Here is a 16,872-nt window from a genome sequence, read left to right as displayed (position 1 = left end):
TATGAAGGAGTGGCGCTCTTCCTCACCGTGCATCGACACAACATTGAAGGGGGAGTGAGACGTGGTTTGGGGCATAAGCCCAAAGCAGTGGAAGATGGTTCACGGAATTGAGGTTTTCGGGCGGCTTTGTTGCCGGGTGGCGGCTTCACCTGACCCGGCCAACAAACTATAAAACTAGTTAAGCAGCGTTGCCCAGTGCTCAACCCACGGGTTTGATTCGCTTTCTGGCTCCGGGTGTTCGCCTGCGTCAATCAGCAGCATCTCGCCGACGCGCTGGGCGCTCTGCTCCTGCAAAAGGGCATCGAACTGTTTACCGCCGCCACAGAAGTTGGCGTAAGAGCTGTCGCCCAGGGCAATGATGCCGTAGTGCACGTTCGGCTGATAGCCAAGCTGGTCTTTAATGCCCTGGAACAGCGGCACGATGCTGTCCGGCAGATCGCCCTGCCCGGTCGTGGAGGTCACCACCAGAATGTATTTATCTTGATACTTTTCCCAGTCTGCCAGTTCCGGGTCTTCATAGACCGTGGCTTTATGGCCCTGGCTGGCGAGTATTGCCTCAGCTTCTTCCGCTACCAGCAGCGAGTTGCCGTACATTGTGCCGACAAAAATGCCTACTTCAGCCATGCTTTGCTCCCTTAATTATTGCGCTTGCTGTTCATCCTGAACGTTGCCTGATACAAACTCAACCCTTTCATTTTCGGGGAGTTGCCCCAGCCAGCCAAATTGTGACAGCGCCTGCATCCAGACGTCGTCCAGCCCCGCGCGGATAGTCAGCGGTTCGCCGGTGAACGGGTGCGTCAGGCTCAGCTCGCTGGCGTGCAGCATCAGGCGATGACAGCCAAAATGCTCGGCCGCGCTGCGGTTCTGGCGCAAATCACCGTGCTTGCTGTCGCCAATAATCGGATGGCGCAGATGCGCAAGGTGGCGGCGAAGCTGGTGCTTGCGCCCGGTTTTAGGCAAAAGCTCAACCAGGCTGTAGCGTGTGGTCGGAAACTTACTGGTCGCCACCGGCATTTCGGTCGTCGCCATGCCACGATAATCCGTCACCGCTGGCTGCGGACCTTTATCATCACGGGCAAATTTATCGGCGATTTTATCCAGTTCTTCCACCAGCGGATAATCGAGCGTGGCGGCTTCCGTCAGCCAGCCGCGCACAATCGCATGGTAGCGCTTTTGCATCTGATGCTGTTCAAACTGCTGCGAAAGCAGACGTCCCGCCTCGCTGGAAAGCCCCATCAGCAGTACGCCGGAGGTTGGACGGTCCAGACGATGGACGGTAAATACATGCTGACCAATCTGGTCGCGAACGGTCTGCATCACCACCACTTTTTCATCGCGATCGAGCCAGCTGCGGTGCACCAGCCAGCCTGACGGCTTGTTGACTGCCACCAGCCACTCATCCTGATAGAGGATCTCAAGCGTCATGCATCGTCACCGGCAAAGAGCGCATCTAGGCGTTCTAACTCAACCAGCATAACCTCGCGGGCGGGATGGGTCGCTTCCAGCGCCATTTCATAATAGGGAGAGACAGCAAATGCCTGCGGCAGCGGATGACCACCGTCCAGCAGAGCGTGCATGCGCGGAATTAATACCCATTGCAGCCACTCAAAGGGAGCCAGCTTATCCAGGCAGAATGGCTGGGTACTTGCGAATGCTTCTGGCTGCGGCGCGATCTCCTGCCACAGCTGATGTTGGCGCAAAAGTGCTTCGATGGCGTGCAACTGGGCACGAACGCTATCGTGTTGCGTCATAGTCACCTCAACTGAAAAACTGAACGGCGCGCAGCATAGCATTGCAGAACGCAGAAATAAAAAAAGGGAGCACTGTAAAAACAGTGCTCCCGGTTCGTTCCGCAGCATTCCAGCTACAATTCGTGCTCCCTGCTCATCCGTGACAACTTTTCCTGAAGCCCGAAGGCCCGGTCATCCGTCTACCTTTCGCATCCTGCTCACATCATCCTGACGTGATTGTTTCATCCTGAAACGTCCTGGCCGTCCTGACCCACCGACCATCCTGACCGGCTCTCGTTCTCCTTCCTGGAGGTGTCCTTTACGCATCCTGCGCGATCCAATTTGCTTCATCCTGAAGCCTTCCTGCAGCGCCATCCTGACGAGTCCTGAGTAAGAAACGCCATCATCCTGATGTTCGTTTCTCGTGTCGGCTTCCTGTCGACGGAGATAGAATCCGCTATTCCGCTTCGTCTTACAACCCACCCCGTGAGCGCAGTAAGACGTCAGAAATCCCTAATAACGATACGATGAACAAGTAATCCATTGAAAAACAGCGTAATATTAATCTTAACTAAATGAGGTAATACTGAATGATCCAGCGATCTCTCACAAACCTTGTAAGAGATCTCTCACACGCGCCGTAGCATCATGGATTACAGAAGTGGCTCAAGTTGGGTGAGGAAATCCGCAAGAGAGGGGGCGAGAGTCTCGCGATTGCGGGTACCGATTGTCTCTTTAACCACTTCACCGGACAGGTTGCAGACGGAGATAACATCCAGTTCGCTGTCCAGCGTGGCAATAAAGAGCGTCGGAGAAAGCTTAAGGCGCTTTTGCGTGACCAGGTGACCAATCAGGTTTTCCTGTACACGCTGCAGATCGTCTTCGCTCCAGGTCTGCAACAGCGTCAGCGGAATATCGGCAAAGCGCGCAGGCATATCCCCTGCAAACTGCGCGGTATAAAACGCGTGAACCGCTGGTTGTACCACAATGTCCATTGCCCGTTCAACCGCATTTACATTTTGCTCGCCTGTAAAGGGTTTCGGCTGCCAGATAACGTAATCGTCGAGCGAAGAGATAATGCACGGCGAGGGTACGCCATATAAATCAGCGCTTTGCGGCCACGTCCCCTGTTTTTCATGCCATGCATCGCAATAGCGGGTCGTAAAGGTCGTCAGGGCATTTGCAGTTTCGATATCCACCGATTTCTCTCTTCTTGTAAGACAGGATAAACTCAGGCCATAAGTGTACCTGTAAAGTGGCTATGAAACATGTCTTACGAAAATCATCAGGCGTTAACCGGCTTAACGCTGGGTAAATCGACCGATTACCGCGACACCTACGATGCAAGCCTTCTGCAGGGCGTGCCCCGCAGCCTGAACCGCGACCCGCTTGGGTTACACGCGGACGCGCTGCCGTTTGTCGGCGGCGACATCTGGACGCTGTACGAACTCTCCTGGCTTAACGCGCGCGGGCTGCCGCAGGTGGCCGTCGGCCATGTGGAACTGGACTACGCCAGCGTTAACCTTGTCGAGTCGAAAAGCTTCAAGCTTTATCTCAACAGTTTTAACCAGACAACATTCAACAGCTGGGAAGACGTCCAGGCTACGCTGGAGCGGGATTTACGCGCCTGTGCGCAAGGAAACGTTGCCGTATCGCTGTATCGCCTGAATGAGCTGGAAGGGCAGCCTATCGCCCACTTTAACGGTGCCTGCATTGACGATCAGGACATTGAAGTTGAAAGCTATGAGTTCAGTACCGACTACCTCGAAAACGCGGCGAGCGGAAAGGTGGTTGAAGAGACACTGGTGAGCCATCTGCTGAAGTCCAACTGTCTGATCACTCACCAGCCAGACTGGGGCTCGGTGCAGATCCAGTATCGCGGGCCGAAAATCGACCGGGAAAAATTGCTGCGCTACCTGGTGTCGTTCCGCCATCACAACGAATTCCACGAGCAGTGCGTGGAGCGCATTTTTAACGACATTATGCGTTTCTGCCAGCCAGAAAAGCTGAGCGTTTATGCGCGCTACACCCGCCGTGGTGGACTGGACATCAACCCGTGGCGTACCAACACCGATTTTGTGCCTGCAACGGGCCGTCTGGTGCGTCAATAATATAAATATTTTCACAATATGCGCGGTATCTTCCGCGCTTTAGGTTGTGAAACGTCACGCGCCAGGGCTATTGTAATCAACAGGGAAAGACGATAATCGTCCCGTAAGGAGCTCACTTGATTACACATATTAGCCCGCTTGGCTCAATGGATATGTTGTCGCAGCTGGAAGTGGACATGCTTAAACGCACGGCCAGTAGCGATCTCTATCAACTGTTTCGTAACTGTTCACTTGCCGTACTGAACTCCGGAAGCCTGACCGACAACAGTAAAGAGCTGCTGTCTCGCTTCGAAAGCTTTGATATCAACGTGCTGCGCCGCGAGCGTGGCGTGAAGCTTGAAGTCATCAACCCGCCGGAAGACGCCTTTGTCGACGGGCGCATTATTCGCTCTCTGCAGGCCAACCTGTTTGCCGTGCTGCGCGACATTCTGTTCGTGAACGGGCAGATCCACAACGCTGGCCGTTTCCAGCATCTCGACCTGGAAAGCTCGGTCCATATCACCAACCTGGTGTTCTCGATTCTGCGTAACGCCCGTGCTCTGCACGTGGGCGAAGCACCGAACATGGTCGTCTGCTGGGGCGGTCACTCCATTAACGAGACCGAATACCTGTATGCACGTCGGGTGGGCACCCAGCTTGGCCTGCGCGAACTGAATATCTGTACCGGCTGTGGTCCGGGCGCGATGGAAGCGCCAATGAAAGGTGCCGCAGTGGGACACGCGCAGCAGCGCTATAAAGAAGGACGTTTTATCGGTATGACCGAGCCGTCCATCATCGCGGCTGAGCCGCCTAACCCGCTGGTTAACGAATTGATTATCATGCCGGATATCGAGAAACGTCTTGAGGCGTTTGTCCGTATCGCTCACGGCATTATCATCTTCCCGGGCGGCGTGGGCACGGCGGAAGAGCTGCTTTATCTGCTGGGTATTCTGATGAACCCGGCCAACAAAGATCAGGTTCTGCCGCTGATCCTGACCGGGCCGAAAGAGAGCGCAGACTACTTCCGCGTACTGGACGAATTTATCGTGCACACGTTGGGTGAAGCCGCGCGTCGTCACTATCGCATCATCATTGACGATGCCGCAGAAGTGGCTCGCCAGATGAAGAAAGCAATGCCGCTGGTGAAAGAGAACCGTCGTGATACCGGGGATGCTTACAGCTTTAACTGGTCAATCCGCATCGCGCCGGATCTGCAGATCCCGTTTGAACCTTCGCATGAAAATATGGCGAACCTGAAGCTCTATCCCGATCAGCCAGTGGAAGTGCTGGCCGCCGATCTGCGCCGCGCCTTCTCCGGCATTGTGGCGGGTAACGTGAAAGAGGTGGGGATCCGCGCCATTGAAGAATTTGGGCCGTATAAGATCCACGGTGACCCGGAGATGATGCGTCGCATGGATGACATGCTGCAGGGCTTTGTCGCACAGCACCGCATGAAGCTGCCGGGCTCGGCCTATATTCCTTGCTACGAAATCATCAAATAAGATTTAAACCTGCGCTTTTAAAGCCGGATCCTGTTCATCAGGGTCCGGCTTTTTTATTACTGATGCAATTCATAGACATCATTTATGTTATTTATATCTTTCCCCCATACGCAAACGATTACCTCGTTTTCGGAACCGTAAAATATCAGCCTTAATCTAAATTACCTGCCAGAAAATCCTAAAAACCCATTTCTTTACAGCGTAACCCTCCTAACTCGCGGGCCAGCCTTTCAAGCTACATGTCGTTAATGGTAGCCTTCGCGCCCGTAAATTCTCTTTGACGTTTTTTTGACAGATAAATGGTCTAAACATGCCCACATAGAGAGTGGATTATTGCAATTGGGATCAGGATCACTGAAGGATTCATAACGAAAATGTATCTTTCCGCCCGCCAATAGTTACGGGTGAAAATTATTAAAAAACCGTCACTGAACGAATTTCATATTACCGTCAGGCACTTTTTCATCGGATTTGACTAAAAACCTGACAATTTGCTTCCTCCAGGAGATACAGATGGAAACCACTCAAACCAGCACCGTTGCTTCGATTGATTCCCGAAGTGGTTGGCGCAAAACGGATACCATGTGGATGCTTGGCCTTTACGGCACAGCAATCGGCGCTGGTGTACTGTTCCTTCCTATCAACGCAGGCGTCGGCGGTCTGATCCCGCTGATCATCATGGCTATCATCGCTTTCCCGATGACCTTCTTTGCACACCGCGGCCTGACCCGCTTCGTGCTGTCCGGTAAAAACCCGGGCGAAGACATCACTGAAGTGGTTGAAGAGCACTTTGGCGTCGGCGCGGGTAAACTGATTACCCTGCTCTACTTCTTCGCGATTTACCCAATTCTGCTGGTTTACAGCGTGGCGATCACTAACACCGTTGAAAGCTTCATGACGCACCAGTTGCAGATGACGCCGCCACCGCGCGCCATTCTGTCTCTGATCCTGATCGTCGGCATGATGACCATCGTGCGCTTCGGTGAGCAGATGATTGTAAAAGCAATGAGCGTACTGGTCTTCCCGTTCGTTATTGCTCTGATGGTACTGGCCTGCTACCTGATCCCGCAGTGGAACGGTGCCGCGCTGGAAACCCTGTCCCTGAGCAGCGCATCCGCAACCGGTAACGGCCTGCTGATGACCCTGTGGCTGGCCATTCCGGTCATGGTGTTCTCCTTCAACCACTCGCCAATCATCTCCTCCTTCGCAGTAGCGAAGCGCGAAGAATACGGCAATGGCGCAGAGAAGAAGTGCTCCAGCATCCTGGCTCGCGCTCACGTGATGATGGTACTGACCGTGATGTTCTTCGTCTTCAGTTGCGTACTGAGCCTCTCCCCGGTGGATCTGGCGGCAGCGAAAGAGCAGAACATCTCTATTCTGTCTTACCTGGCGAACCACTTTAACGCACCGGTCATTGCCTGGATGGCGCCAATCATCGCGATTATCGCTATCACCAAATCCTTCCTGGGCCACTATCTGGGCGCGCGTGAAGGCTTCAACGGTATGGTGATTAAATCTCTGCGCGGTAAAGGCAAGAGCATTGAAATCAACAAGCTGAACAAAATCACTGCACTGTTCATGCTGCTCACCACCTGGGCGGTAGCGACCCTGAACCCAAGCATCCTGGGCATGATTGAAACCCTGGGCGGCCCGGTTATCGCGATGATTCTGTTCCTTATGCCGATGTACGCGATTCAGAAAGTCCCTGCGATGCGTAAATACAGCGGCCATATCAGCAACGTATTCGTTGTGATTATGGGCCTGATTGCCATCTCCGCCATTTTCTTCTCGCTGTTCAGCTAATATCTCCAGCGCCGTCCTCGGGCGGCGCACTCCTCCCCTCTGACTGATAGCAATGGACGCATCATGATTAGCGTATTCGATATTTTCAAAATCGGTATTGGTCCTTCCAGCTCTCACACCGTCGGACCAATGAAAGCCGGTAAACAATTCACGGATGACTTGATTGCACGCGGCATCTTGCACGACATCACCCGCGTGGTCGTCGATGTATACGGTTCCCTTTCCCTGACCGGTAAAGGCCACCATACCGATATCGCCATTATCATGGGCCTGGCGGGTAACCTGCCGGATACCGTTGATATTGATGCGATCCCTGGCTTCATCCAGGACGTAAACACCCACGGTCGCCTGCTGCTGGCGAACGGCGAGCATGAGGTTGAATTCCCGGTTGACCACTGCATGAATTTCCATGCGGACAACCTGTCGCTGCACGAAAACGGCATGCGCATTACCGCGCTGGCGGGCGACAAAGCGGTATACAGCCAGACGTATTACTCTATCGGCGGCGGTTTTATTGTCGACGAAGACCACTTTGGTCAAACCAACACTTCCGCTGTTGACGTGCCTTATCCGTATAAAAACGCGGCGGATTTGCAGCGTCACTGCCAGGAGACAGGCCTCTCCCTTTCCGGCCTGATGATGAAAAACGAACTGGCGCTGCACAGCAAAGAAGAGCTGGAACAGCACTTTGCAAACGTCTGGGACGTGATGCGCGGCGGTATCGAGCGCGGGATCACCACGGAAGGCGTCCTGCCGGGTAAACTGCGCGTACCGCGCCGTGCGGCAGCGCTGCGTCGTATGCTGGTGAGCACCGACAAAACCACGACTGACCCGATGGCGGTGGTGGACTGGATCAACATGTTCGCGCTGGCGGTAAACGAAGAGAACGCCGCGGGCGGCCGCGTTGTTACCGCACCAACCAACGGTGCGTGCGGTATCGTTCCGGCGGTGCTGGCGTACTACGACAAGTTTATCCGCGAAGTGAACGCAAACTCACTGGCGCGCTATATGCTGGTCACCAGCGCAATTGGCTCACTGTATAAAATGAACGCCTCCATTTCCGGTGCGGAAGTGGGCTGTCAGGGTGAAGTCGGCGTAGCCTGCTCCATGGCGGCGGCGGGTCTGGCTGAACTGCTGGGCGCAAGCCCGGCGCAGGTGTGCATTGCGGCTGAAATCGGCATGGAGCATAACCTGGGGCTGACCTGCGACCCGGTCGCCGGACAGGTGCAGGTACCGTGCATCGAACGTAACGCGATTGCCTCCGTGAAGGCGGTGAACGCGGCACGTATGGCGCTGCGCCGCACCAGCGAACCGCGCGTCTGCCTCGATAAAGTTATCGAAACCATGTACGAAACGGGTAAAGATATGAACGCCAAATACCGCGAGACCTCACGCGGTGGCCTGGCGATGAAGATCGTGACCTGCGATTAAGCCTCTCAGGAAGCCTCGTTTTGCGAGGCTTCTTCCTGTTTTCCCCACCATTCATAGTTTCATGCTGCTGACAGTGTTACCCTTCACGCATTAGATAGAAGGGAGATTATCTGTGGCCGTTCATTTACTTATCGTCGATGCACTCAACCTGATTCGCCGTATCCATGCGGTACAGGGCACGCCCTGTAAGGACACTTGCCTGCACGCGCTGGAACAGCTTATCCGCCACAGTGAACCTACCCACGCGGTCGCGGTATTTGATGACGAAGCCCGCAACACGGGCTGGCGACACCAGCGTCTGCCCGACTACAAAGCCGGACGCGCGCCGATGCCGGACGATCTTCATGCAGAGTTACCCATGATACGCGCGGCATTTGAACAGCGCGGCGTCCCCTGCTGGGGCGCTCACGGAAATGAAGCCGACGATCTCGCGGCCACCCTGGCCGTAAAGGTAGCGAGCGCCGGGCATCAGGCCACTATCGTTTCAACTGACAAAGGCTACTGTCAGCTGCTATCGCCGACTGTCCGCATTCGCGACTATTTTCAAAAACGCTGGCTGGACGCGCCGTTTATTGCCGGTGAGTTCGGCGTCTCGCCTGAGCAACTGCCGGATTACTGGGGGCTGGCAGGCATCAGCAGCTCTAAGGTTCCGGGTGTTGCCGGTATTGGGCCGAAAAGCGCCGCGCAGCTGCTAACGGATTTTCAAAGTCTGGAAGGGATTTACGCCCGTCTGGATGAGGTACCGGAAAAGTGGCGCAAGAAGCTGGAGGCGCATAAAGAGATGGCGTTTATCTGCCGGGAAATCGCAACGCTACAGACGGATTTACAGCTGGACGGGAATTTACAGCAGTTGCGGTTAGAACGCAGCTAGTTCCCTCTCCCCAGTGGGGCTGAGGAATCCCCAGTAATCTTTTAACCGGAAGCGATGAATGTTGTTTCAGGATAATTAATGACTTACAGCGACGCCCTGATCCGGCTGTAAATCGCTGAGGCGTTTCCTGGAGGCCGGGGCGAGGCGCAGGGATGCGCCGAGAGGGCGGGCTTTACACGGACGTTACCTCCGCCCGTCCCCGATAAGCCGGAAGGAATAAGCCGAAGGTACCGCGTAGCGGCGATTTACCGCCGGGAGCCCGGGTCGCCAGGGCGGCGGCGATTGAGCCGCCATGGCACGTTCACAGGTTATGTCGTTACAGAGTAGCGAGGAACATAAAGTGAACGGAATAACCTCCACAGTCGTATGTTCCCCCTCACCCCCGCCCTCTCCCTCAAGGGAGAGGGAGTCGTCTTTGCCGGCGTTATTTTGTGGGGATCCCTCAACCTATGGGGAGAGGGTTAGGGTGAGGAGACTATCGCTCATCGCGACGTCCGCCGACCGCAGCCCACCAGCGACGAATATGCACCGTCACTTCTTCACGGTCGTGATACAGCTGACGCGCCTGAATCTCCACGTTAATACCGTGTTCATCCATCTGCTCCTGAATGTACGCCAGATTCTGAGAGACTTCCTCGTAGCGCTTTTTCATCGGCAGCTTAAGGTTGAAGATTGTCTCACGACACCAGCCGTTCACCAGCCAGGAGGCCATCAGCGCGGCCACTTTCGCCGGTTTCTCAACCATATCACACACCATCCAGGAGATGTTGTTGCGGGTTGGACGGTAGCGGAAACCGTCTTCACGCAGCCAGGTGACCTGTCCGGTATCCATCAGGCTTTGCGCCATTGGGCCGTTATCGACAGACGAAACCCACATATTGCGTTTCACCAGTTGATAGGTCCAGCCGCCCGGGCACGCGCCAAGGTCGACGGCGTACATGCCGTTTGCCAGACGCTCATCCCACTCATCCGCCGGGATAAAGACGTGGAACGCCTCTTCCAGCTTGAGCGTGGAACGGCTCGGCGCATCGGACGGGAAGCGCAAACGCGGGATGCCCATAAAGAAGGGCGAGTTGTTGGTGGTATAGGAATAGCCGGTATAGCAGCAGCCAGGGGCGATAAAGAAGATATGCACCACCGGACGCTTCGGCGTTTCGTAGTTCGTCAGCACGCCCGCGTCACGCAGCGCCGCACGCAGCGGCACGGTAAATTTGCGGCAGAACTTCATCAGCTCTTTGCTTTCGTTGGTATCGGCAACCTCAACGCGCAGATCGCCCCCCTTCTCCACCACGCCCTGCAGCATGCCGACAATCGGCGTGATGCGGTCTTCCGGCGGCAGATCTTTCAGCAGCTCGCCCGCGACAAACATCTGACGCGCGAAGATCAGCGAGCTAAACGGCAGCTCACGTGCCAGCTTGTCGGCGTCTTCAGGCTGATAACATTCGAATATCACATAACCCGCGTTCTCTTTTACGCGAGCAAAACCGAAGACTTCGCGCTTCGCAGCTTTATCCGTAATTTCCGCGGCGCACTCTTTCTCAAACCCCGGGCGACAATATAAAACAACCTTATTCATGAACAACGCCCTTGCGTTTCAGACGGATAGCTCCGATAAACATTAATACCCATCCCGCCAGGAAGCTGACGCCGCCGACAGGAGTAACAAACGCCCACAGGCGCAAATGAGAGAGCGCAAGGCAGTACAGGCTACCGCTGAACAGCACGGTACCCAGCGCCATAAACACGCTACTCCAGTAAAACCAGATGCTGATGCGGCGCTGCATTGCCACCGCCAGCCCAAAGATTGCCAGGGTGTGAAACGCCTGATATTCGAGGCCGGTCTGGATCCAGCCCATCTCTACCACCCCTAAAGTTTTGCTTAACACATGCGCGCCAAAAGCACCCAGTGCCACAAAAATAAAGCCACTCACCGCGGCAAAAATCAGCATGAATCGGCTGGTCATGTTTCAGTCCTAAAGTGATGCGTGCACAGCACACAAAAGTTATTGTTCATACCTGAAGCGGAATTTTTCTTGCTCGTTTGCCGCTTTAGACAGGATCCACTGTCGGAAGGCGGCTATTTTACCCAGTTCTGCCTGACTGTCATGACAAACCAGATAAAACGCATTCTTGCTGACCAGAACATCATTAAACGGGCAGACCAGACGGCCAGCCTCAATTTCGGACTGTGCCATCACGTTGTTCGCCAACGCGACGCCCTGCCCGTGAATAGCAGCCTGTAACACCATCGCGCTGTGGCTAAAAATGGGTCCCTGCTGCACATTTATATGGTTAAGACCTAATTGGCGGGTATAAGTTTGCCAGTCACGGCGAGAAGCATCATGCAAAAGCGTATGTTGCGCCAAATCAGCGGGCGTTTTCAGCGCCTTGTCGCCTGTCAGCAGCAGCGGCGAACAAACAGGCAGCAGATATTCTGCGTATAATTTTTCAACACGCAAGCCCGGCCAGTTGCCGCGGCCATAAAAAATAGCGACATCCACATCGTCAGCCAGTTTATCTTCCTGACGATCCACGGCCTGGATTCGGACGTCGATTCCCGGATAAGCTGAGTTAAAGCTTGAGAGTCTTGGCACCAGCCACTGAATGGCAAAACTGGGCAATAAACTGACCGTCAGCGCGCCTTTGGCACTCCTGGCCTGCAGTTTCCGCGTGGCTTCCGTCAGTTGGGAAAAAATCTCTTTAATATCCTGAAAATAGCTCTGGCCTTCTTCTGTAAGAAGCAAGGAGCGGTTGCGTCGACGGAACAGCTTAAGCCCCAGAAAATCCTCCAGGGACTTGATTTGATGACTTACTGCGGCCTGAGTCACAAAAAGCTCATCTGCTGCGCGGGTGAAACTCAGGTGACGTGCTGCTGCATCAAAAACACGTAATGCATTAAGAGGTGGCAATCGCTTCGACATGGTTATCTGGCTTAGATGTTAACAAGATTTAACATATAGGAAACAACGTTTAACCTATTAGTTTTTTTTATCTGAGCCATTATAATTTGTCCGTTGAGGAACTACCAGCAAATACCTATAGTGGCGGCACTTCCTGAGCCGGAACGAAAAGTTTTTTGGAATGCGTGTTCTGAAGGGCTTTTGGCTTACGGTTGTGATGTTGTGTTGTTGTGTTTGCAATTGGTCTGCGATTCAGACCACGGTAGCAACGCTACCAATTTTTCACTTCCTGTACATTTACCCTGTCTGTCCATAGTGATTAATGTAGCACCGCCAACTTGCGGTGCTTTTTTTTCACTTATCTTGCTGTTAATGCTCGATTTCTTTCATCTCTTTCACATCACTGCGATTGATTTGCTGTTTGTTCCCGTTTGCATCTTTGTACGAAATCATCCCAGTATCATTATCGGTAGACGGTTTCCCTTCCGAAACGATAGATCGACCATCGTTGGTATGCATCACGTAGTTATTACCGGAACAAGCGCTCAGGGCAAAAGTAAACACACAGGCTGAGATGATTGCGGCTGTCTTTTTCATGATTATTCTCCTTTAGCAATTAATGCTATTCAAACCTCGATTTATAACAGGCTAAAACATCCACCTAACACTATTTAGCATAACCTGCTTTTTCGAGGTCGCCAGGATATGCAGACAAATCTTATAGATACCAACCTCCTTGCCCTGCCGATGAAATTGCGCGACGATCTCTTTATCGACACGAGGAATTCCATGAACGCTTTCAGTCCTGCGCACTTTCGCGCACAGTTTCCGGCGCTGGCCGATGCCGGTATTTACCTTGATAGCGCTGCCACGGCCCTGAAGCCTCAGGCGGTCATTGAAGCAACGCAGCAATTCTACAGCCTGAGTGCAGGCAATGTGCATCGCAGCCAGTACGCTGAAGCGCAGCGTCTTACTGCGCGCTATGAGGCTGCTCGCGATCGGGTCGCACGGCTGATTAATGCCGAAAGCGGGAAAAATATTGTCTGGACGCGCGGCACCACCGAGTCCATCAATATGGTGGCCCAGTGCTACGCACGTCCGCGGCTTCACCCGGGCGATGAAATCATCGTCAGCGAGGCTGAACATCATGCCAACCTGGTGCCGTGGCTGATGGTGGCAGAGCAAACGGGCGCGCGCATTGTGAAGCTCCCGCTGGGTGCCGATTTACTGCCGGACGTGGCGCGTTTACCAGAGCTTACCACCCCCCGCAGCCGGATTCTGGCGCTGGGGCAGATGTCTAACGTTACCGGTGGCTGTCCAGATCTGGCTAAAGCCATTGCGATCGCCCATGCCAGCAATATGGTGGTGATGGTCGACGGTGCGCAGGGCGTGGTGCATTTTCCGGCGGATGTGCAAACGCTGGATATTGATTTCTATGCCTTTTCAGGACACAAGTTGTACGGGCCAACCGGCATCGGGGCCTTGTACGGCAAGCCTGAACTGCTGGCGCAGATGACGCCGTGGCTCGGCGGCGGAAAGATGATCGCCGAAGTCACCTTCGACGGCTTTAAAACCCAGGAAGTGCCTTACCGTCTGGAAGCCGGTACGCCGAACGTGGCGGGCGTGATTGGCTTAAGCGCGGCGCTTGAGTGGCTGGAAGAAACGGACGTGGCTCAGGCTGAAAGCTGGAGCCGGGGTCTGGCTACGCTTGCAGAAGAAGAGCTTAAAAAACGCCCCGGTTTCCGCTCGTTCCGCGTGCAGGATTCCAGCCTGCTCGCCTTTGATTTTGCAGGCGTGCATCACAGTGATATGGTCACGCTGCTGGCGGAATATGGCATCGCCCTGCGCGCCGGACAGCACTGCGCCCAGCCGCTGCTGACGGCGCTTGGCGTTAGCGGTACGCTACGAGCTTCCTTCGCGCCTTACAACACACAAAGCGATGTTGACGCTCTGGTTGCCGCCGTTGACCGCGCCCTTGAATTACTGGTGGATTAATGACTAGCGCTGCTTTAGCCGGGCATCCGTTCGGCACGGTCATCACAGAAGAGACCTTAAAACAGACCTTCGCCCCGCTTACACAGTGGGAAGATAAATATCGTCAGTTGATCCTGCTGGGTAAACAGCTCCCTGCGCTTTCAGACGATCTCAAAGCGCAGGCGAAAGAGATTGCAGGCTGTGAAAACCGCGTCTGGCTGGGGTATAGCCTCTCCGGCGAGAAACTGCACTTCTTTGGCGACAGCGAAGGCCGTATCGTCAGAGGGCTGCTGGCGGTGCTGTTAACCGCAGTGGAAGGGAAAAACGCGGCAGAATTGCTGGCACATTCGCCGCTGGCGTTGTTTGATGAGCTTGGGCTGCGCGCGCAGCTCAGCGCCTCGCGCGGTCAGGGGTTGATCGCGCTCAGCGACGCGGTACAGGACGCAGCGCGTCAGGCTCAGGCCTGACGTTCCGCCTTCGCCATCATCTTCTTCAGGGCGTGAGAGACCGCCACAAAGCCAAAGGAGGCGGTCACCATGGTGGCCGCACCAAAGCCGGAGGCGCAATCCATTCGTTTTGGCCCTTCCGCCGTACTCTTCATCGCACAGACAGACCCATCTGCCTGGGGATAAACCAGCGCTTCAGTTGAGAACACACAGTCAACACCCAGCTTGCCTTTGCTGTTCTTCACCACGTTGAAGTCGCTTTTCAGGCGTTCGCGAAGCTTGGCGGCCAGCGGATCCTGGATCGTTTTCGCCAGATCGGCCACTTGGATCTGCGTCGGATCAATTTGACCGCCCGCCCCGCCCGTCGTGACCAGCGGCACCTTGTAGCGACGGCAGTATGCGATCAGCGCCGCTTTTGGCCGCACGCTGTCGATGGCGTCAATCACATAGCTGTAGCCTTTGCTCATGTACTCCGCGACGTTATCTGCCGTCACAAAGTCGTCGATCACCGTCACGCGGCACTCGGGGTTGATGAGACGAATACGCTCCGCCATCACCTCAGACTTCGCCAGGCCGACGTTATCACGCAGGGCGTGAATTTGACGGTTGGTGTTGGTCACGCAAACGTCATCCATGTCAATCAGCGTGATTGCGCCAATACCGGTTCTCGCCAGCGCTTCCGCCGCCCACGACCCTACACCACCAATGCCCACGACGCAGATATGCGCATCCGCAAACAGCTGGAGGGCTTTTTCACCATATAAACGTGCCGTACCGCCAAAACGCTGGCGCCAGGCGTCGCTGATTACCACAGACATAAAACCTCAGATGTAAAAAGGGTGAGGTTTTCCTCACCCTGAACAGTAATCCGTATTGCGCTCAGAATACCACAATCAGCCGCTGAATACGTTTCCGGCACCCGGTGCCGCCTTCAGCACCCATACGCGTCCGTAGTGGTTATACCAGCCCGCACGATGGCCTGCGTCAGGGCCAATACCCTGATAGATGTCGAAGTGCTGGCCTTTGATTGCGCCGCCGACGTCCAGCGCCACCATCAGGCGTAACTCATACTTGCCGTTAAATTTGCCGTTGTTGTCCAGCAGAGGAACCTCAGCAAGCAGCGTGGTGCCCGCAGGAATAATCGACCGATCCGAGGCGACCGATGCGCGACCAATCAACGGTACCGCACTCGCCCCTTTCACCGGCGCGAAGTTTTGCGGTTTAAAGAAGACGAACGACGGGTTCTGCTCCAGCAGCTCACGCACTTCGGCTTCGCTGTGTTTTTCTCCCCACTCGCGGATCGCCTGCATCGACATATCTTCTTTCTTTACTTCGCCACGGTCGATCAGCACCTTACCGATGCTGCGATAGGCATGACCGTTTTTACCGGAATAGCTGAAGAAATTAAGTGGCGAACCATCACCGAAATCAATGTACCCGCTGCCCTGAACATCCATGATGAAGTTATCCATCAGCGAGTTGCTGTAGGCCAGGATGTAATTTTCACTCAGCGCACCGGAGTAGATCTCAGCACGAGACGGCAAGCGGCCGCGTTTTGGCGGCATACGGTAGATAGGATACTGGAACTCGCCCTGGCGGGTATGTCTCGCCTGAATCACTGGCGTGTAATACCCGGTGAACTGAACGTTGCCGTAATTATCCGCCCCTTCCATCTGCCAGGCATCAATACCAAACTGGCGCATATTGCGCGTATCACCGCCCGCACGCAGCCAGTCCTGTACCGCGCTATAGACATTATTCTGTGAGCCATACAGACGCGGTGACGCATTGCGGATCTGGTAGACCTGTTCGGAGAAATCTCCGGCATTGATCGGTGCGCCGACCGCATCAGGTTGATTAACTAAAGAGAAAGGCTGGGATAACTTCCCGTCTTTATACTGTTGACCGCGATCGGTCGGTTTGGAAGAACAGGCCGCAAGAATCGCTACCATTGCGCCCGTCATCAGATACTTCGCCCAACGTCCTTTCATTATATCTCGTCTTTAAGTTGCCCTTATCCGCGTGATGAAGATAACAAACCGCCAGGGCTAATGAAATGCAATCACATGCCCTTTGGCAAATTTTGCGCAAAAAATAGTCCAAACCAAGCCATGTCGTTCAATTT

17 protein-coding genes are annotated in these 16,872 nt (G+C 54.6%); 7 read left to right on the top strand and 10 right to left on the bottom strand.

Annotation, left to right across the window (positions count from 1 at the left end):
• Positions 1 to 174 precede the first annotated feature (174 nt).
• The 4 genes from KW829_RS13610 to syd all read right to left on the bottom strand — a co-directional run bounded on the left by KW829_RS13610 (position 175) and on the right by syd (position 2,929).
• Positions 175 to 624, bottom strand: coding sequence for a flavodoxin (locus KW829_RS13610; RefSeq protein WP_010434637.1), 450 nt, complete (start codon positions 622 to 624; stop codon positions 175 to 177).
• A 15-nt stretch (positions 625 to 639) separates the two neighbouring features.
• On the bottom strand, positions 640 to 1,425 hold the full coding sequence (gene truC, locus KW829_RS13605; protein ID WP_218308407.1) for a tRNA pseudouridine(65) synthase TruC: 786 nt from the start codon (positions 1,423 to 1,425) through the stop codon (positions 640 to 642).
• Positions 1,422 to 1,751 (bottom strand): YqcC family protein, encoded by a 330-nt coding sequence (locus KW829_RS13600; protein WP_089601302.1) that lies wholly within the window; start codon positions 1,749 to 1,751, stop codon positions 1,422 to 1,424. The genes truC and KW829_RS13600 overlap by 4 nt, the downstream gene beginning before the upstream one ends.
• 632 nt (positions 1,752 to 2,383) lie before the next feature.
• Positions 2,384 to 2,929, bottom strand: a complete 546-nt coding sequence (syd, locus tag KW829_RS13595; protein ID WP_010434653.1) for a SecY-interacting protein — start codon at positions 2,927 to 2,929, stop codon at positions 2,384 to 2,386.
• Positions 2,930 to 2,998: 69 nt separating this feature from the next.
• Here syd and queF point away from each other — a divergent pair, with 69 nt between their 5' ends.
• The 5 genes from queF to xni all read left to right on the top strand — a co-directional run bounded on the left by queF (position 2,999) and on the right by xni (position 9,427).
• Positions 2,999 to 3,841, top strand: coding sequence for an NADPH-dependent 7-cyano-7-deazaguanine reductase QueF (gene queF, locus KW829_RS13590; protein WP_010434663.1), 843 nt, complete (start codon positions 2,999 to 3,001; stop codon positions 3,839 to 3,841).
• A gap of 116 nt (positions 3,842 to 3,957) precedes the next feature.
• Positions 3,958 to 5,322 (top strand): nucleotide 5'-monophosphate nucleosidase PpnN, encoded by a 1,365-nt coding sequence (gene ppnN / locus KW829_RS13585; RefSeq protein WP_100166313.1) that lies wholly within the window; start codon positions 3,958 to 3,960, stop codon positions 5,320 to 5,322.
• Between the two features lie 513 nt (positions 5,323 to 5,835).
• Entirely contained in the window at positions 5,836 to 7,125 is a 1,290-nt protein-coding gene (locus KW829_RS13580; RefSeq protein ID WP_218308406.1) for an HAAAP family serine/threonine permease, read from the top strand.
• 63 nt (positions 7,126 to 7,188) lie between these two features.
• Entirely contained in the window at positions 7,189 to 8,556 is a 1,368-nt protein-coding gene (locus KW829_RS13575; RefSeq protein WP_089601170.1) for an L-serine ammonia-lyase, read from the top strand.
• A 112-nt stretch (positions 8,557 to 8,668) separates the two neighbouring features.
• Positions 8,669 to 9,427, top strand: coding sequence for a flap endonuclease Xni (gene xni, locus KW829_RS13570; protein WP_089601168.1), 759 nt, complete (start codon positions 8,669 to 8,671; stop codon positions 9,425 to 9,427).
• A 475-nt stretch (positions 9,428 to 9,902) separates the two neighbouring features.
• On the opposite strand, the gene rlmM is transcribed toward xni, so the two are convergent.
• The 4 genes from rlmM to KW829_RS13550 all read right to left on the bottom strand — a co-directional run bounded on the left by rlmM (position 9,903) and on the right by KW829_RS13550 (position 12,924).
• Positions 9,903 to 11,003 carry a 23S rRNA (cytidine(2498)-2'-O)-methyltransferase RlmM gene (rlmM, locus tag KW829_RS13565; protein ID WP_010435097.1) on the bottom strand — a complete coding sequence of 367 codons (1,101 nt, stop codon included), beginning with the start codon at positions 11,001 to 11,003 and terminating at the stop codon, positions 9,903 to 9,905.
• Complete coding sequence (locus tag KW829_RS13560) at positions 10,996 to 11,391, bottom strand: DUF423 domain-containing protein (RefSeq protein WP_010435099.1); 396 nt, start codon at positions 11,389 to 11,391, stop codon at positions 10,996 to 10,998. The genes rlmM and KW829_RS13560 overlap by 8 nt, the downstream gene beginning before the upstream one ends.
• A 39-nt stretch (positions 11,392 to 11,430) precedes the next feature.
• Positions 11,431 to 12,348, bottom strand: coding sequence for a glycine cleavage system transcriptional regulator GcvA (gene gcvA, locus KW829_RS13555; protein WP_010435102.1), 918 nt, complete (start codon positions 12,346 to 12,348; stop codon positions 11,431 to 11,433).
• A gap of 348 nt (positions 12,349 to 12,696) precedes the next feature.
• Positions 12,697 to 12,924, bottom strand: a complete 228-nt coding sequence (locus tag KW829_RS13550) for a YgdI/YgdR family lipoprotein (protein ID WP_010435104.1) — start codon at positions 12,922 to 12,924, stop codon at positions 12,697 to 12,699.
• 192 nt (positions 12,925 to 13,116) lie between these two features.
• On the opposite strand from KW829_RS13550, the gene csdA reads away from it, so the two are divergent.
• Positions 13,117 to 14,322 carry a cysteine desulfurase CsdA gene (gene csdA / locus KW829_RS13545; protein ID WP_218308485.1) on the top strand — a complete coding sequence of 402 codons (1,206 nt, stop codon included), beginning with the start codon at positions 13,117 to 13,119 and terminating at the stop codon, positions 14,320 to 14,322.
• Entirely contained in the window at positions 14,322 to 14,768 is a 447-nt protein-coding gene (csdE, locus tag KW829_RS13540) for a cysteine desulfurase sulfur acceptor subunit CsdE (RefSeq protein WP_100166317.1), read from the top strand. Before csdA ends, csdE begins: the two co-directional genes overlap by 1 nt.
• Here csdE and tcdA read toward each other — a convergent pair.
• Positions 14,759 to 15,565 (bottom strand): tRNA cyclic N6-threonylcarbamoyladenosine(37) synthase TcdA, encoded by an 807-nt coding sequence (gene tcdA, locus KW829_RS13535; RefSeq protein ID WP_148244295.1) that lies wholly within the window; start codon positions 15,563 to 15,565, stop codon positions 14,759 to 14,761. The genes csdE and tcdA overlap by 10 nt on opposite strands.
• Positions 15,566 to 15,640: 75 nt before the next feature.
• Positions 15,641 to 16,738, bottom strand: coding sequence for a murein transglycosylase A (gene mltA / locus KW829_RS13530; protein WP_010435113.1), 1,098 nt, complete (start codon positions 16,736 to 16,738; stop codon positions 15,641 to 15,643).
• Between the last annotated feature and the right edge of the window lie 134 nt (positions 16,739 to 16,872).

Source organism: Enterobacter sp. ENT02 (assembly GCF_019219165.1).
Classification (GTDB): domain Bacteria; phylum Pseudomonadota; class Gammaproteobacteria; order Enterobacterales; family Enterobacteriaceae; genus Enterobacter; species Enterobacter mori.
This window is presented reverse-complemented; position numbering and strand designations above follow the sequence as displayed.

Excerpts from the sequence above, each read along its gene's own strand:
- KW829_RS13610 (WP_010434637.1), bottom strand. The coding sequence starts at position 624 with ATGGCTGAAGTAGGCATTTTTGTCGGCACAATGTACGGCAACTCGCTG.
- truC (WP_218308407.1), bottom strand. The coding sequence starts at position 1,425 with ATGACGCTTGAGATCCTCTATCAGGATGAGTGGCTGGTGGCAGTCAAC.
- KW829_RS13600 (WP_089601302.1), bottom strand. The coding sequence starts at position 1,751 with ATGACGCAACACGATAGCGTTCGTGCCCAGTTGCACGCCATCGAAGCA.
- queF (WP_010434663.1), top strand. The coding sequence starts at position 2,999 with ATGTCTTACGAAAATCATCAGGCGTTAACCGGCTTAACGCTGGGTAAA.
- KW829_RS13580 (WP_218308406.1), top strand. The coding sequence starts at position 5,836 with ATGGAAACCACTCAAACCAGCACCGTTGCTTCGATTGATTCCCGAAGT.
- KW829_RS13575 (WP_089601170.1), top strand. The coding sequence starts at position 7,189 with ATGATTAGCGTATTCGATATTTTCAAAATCGGTATTGGTCCTTCCAGC.
- rlmM (WP_010435097.1), bottom strand. The coding sequence starts at position 11,003 with ATGAATAAGGTTGTTTTATATTGTCGCCCGGGGTTTGAGAAAGAGTGC.
- KW829_RS13560 (WP_010435099.1), bottom strand. The coding sequence starts at position 11,391 with ATGACCAGCCGATTCATGCTGATTTTTGCCGCGGTGAGTGGCTTTATT.
- gcvA (WP_010435102.1), bottom strand. The coding sequence starts at position 12,348 with ATGTCGAAGCGATTGCCACCTCTTAATGCATTACGTGTTTTTGATGCA.
- KW829_RS13550 (WP_010435104.1), bottom strand. The coding sequence starts at position 12,924 with ATGAAAAAGACAGCCGCAATCATCTCAGCCTGTGTGTTTACTTTTGCC.
- csdA (WP_218308485.1), top strand. The coding sequence starts at position 13,117 with ATGAACGCTTTCAGTCCTGCGCACTTTCGCGCACAGTTTCCGGCGCTG.
- csdE (WP_100166317.1), top strand. The coding sequence starts at position 14,322 with ATGACTAGCGCTGCTTTAGCCGGGCATCCGTTCGGCACGGTCATCACA.
- tcdA (WP_148244295.1), bottom strand. The coding sequence starts at position 15,565 with ATGTCTGTGGTAATCAGCGACGCCTGGCGCCAGCGTTTTGGCGGTACG.
- mltA (WP_010435113.1), bottom strand. The coding sequence starts at position 16,738 with ATGAAAGGACGTTGGGCGAAGTATCTGATGACGGGCGCAATGGTAGCG.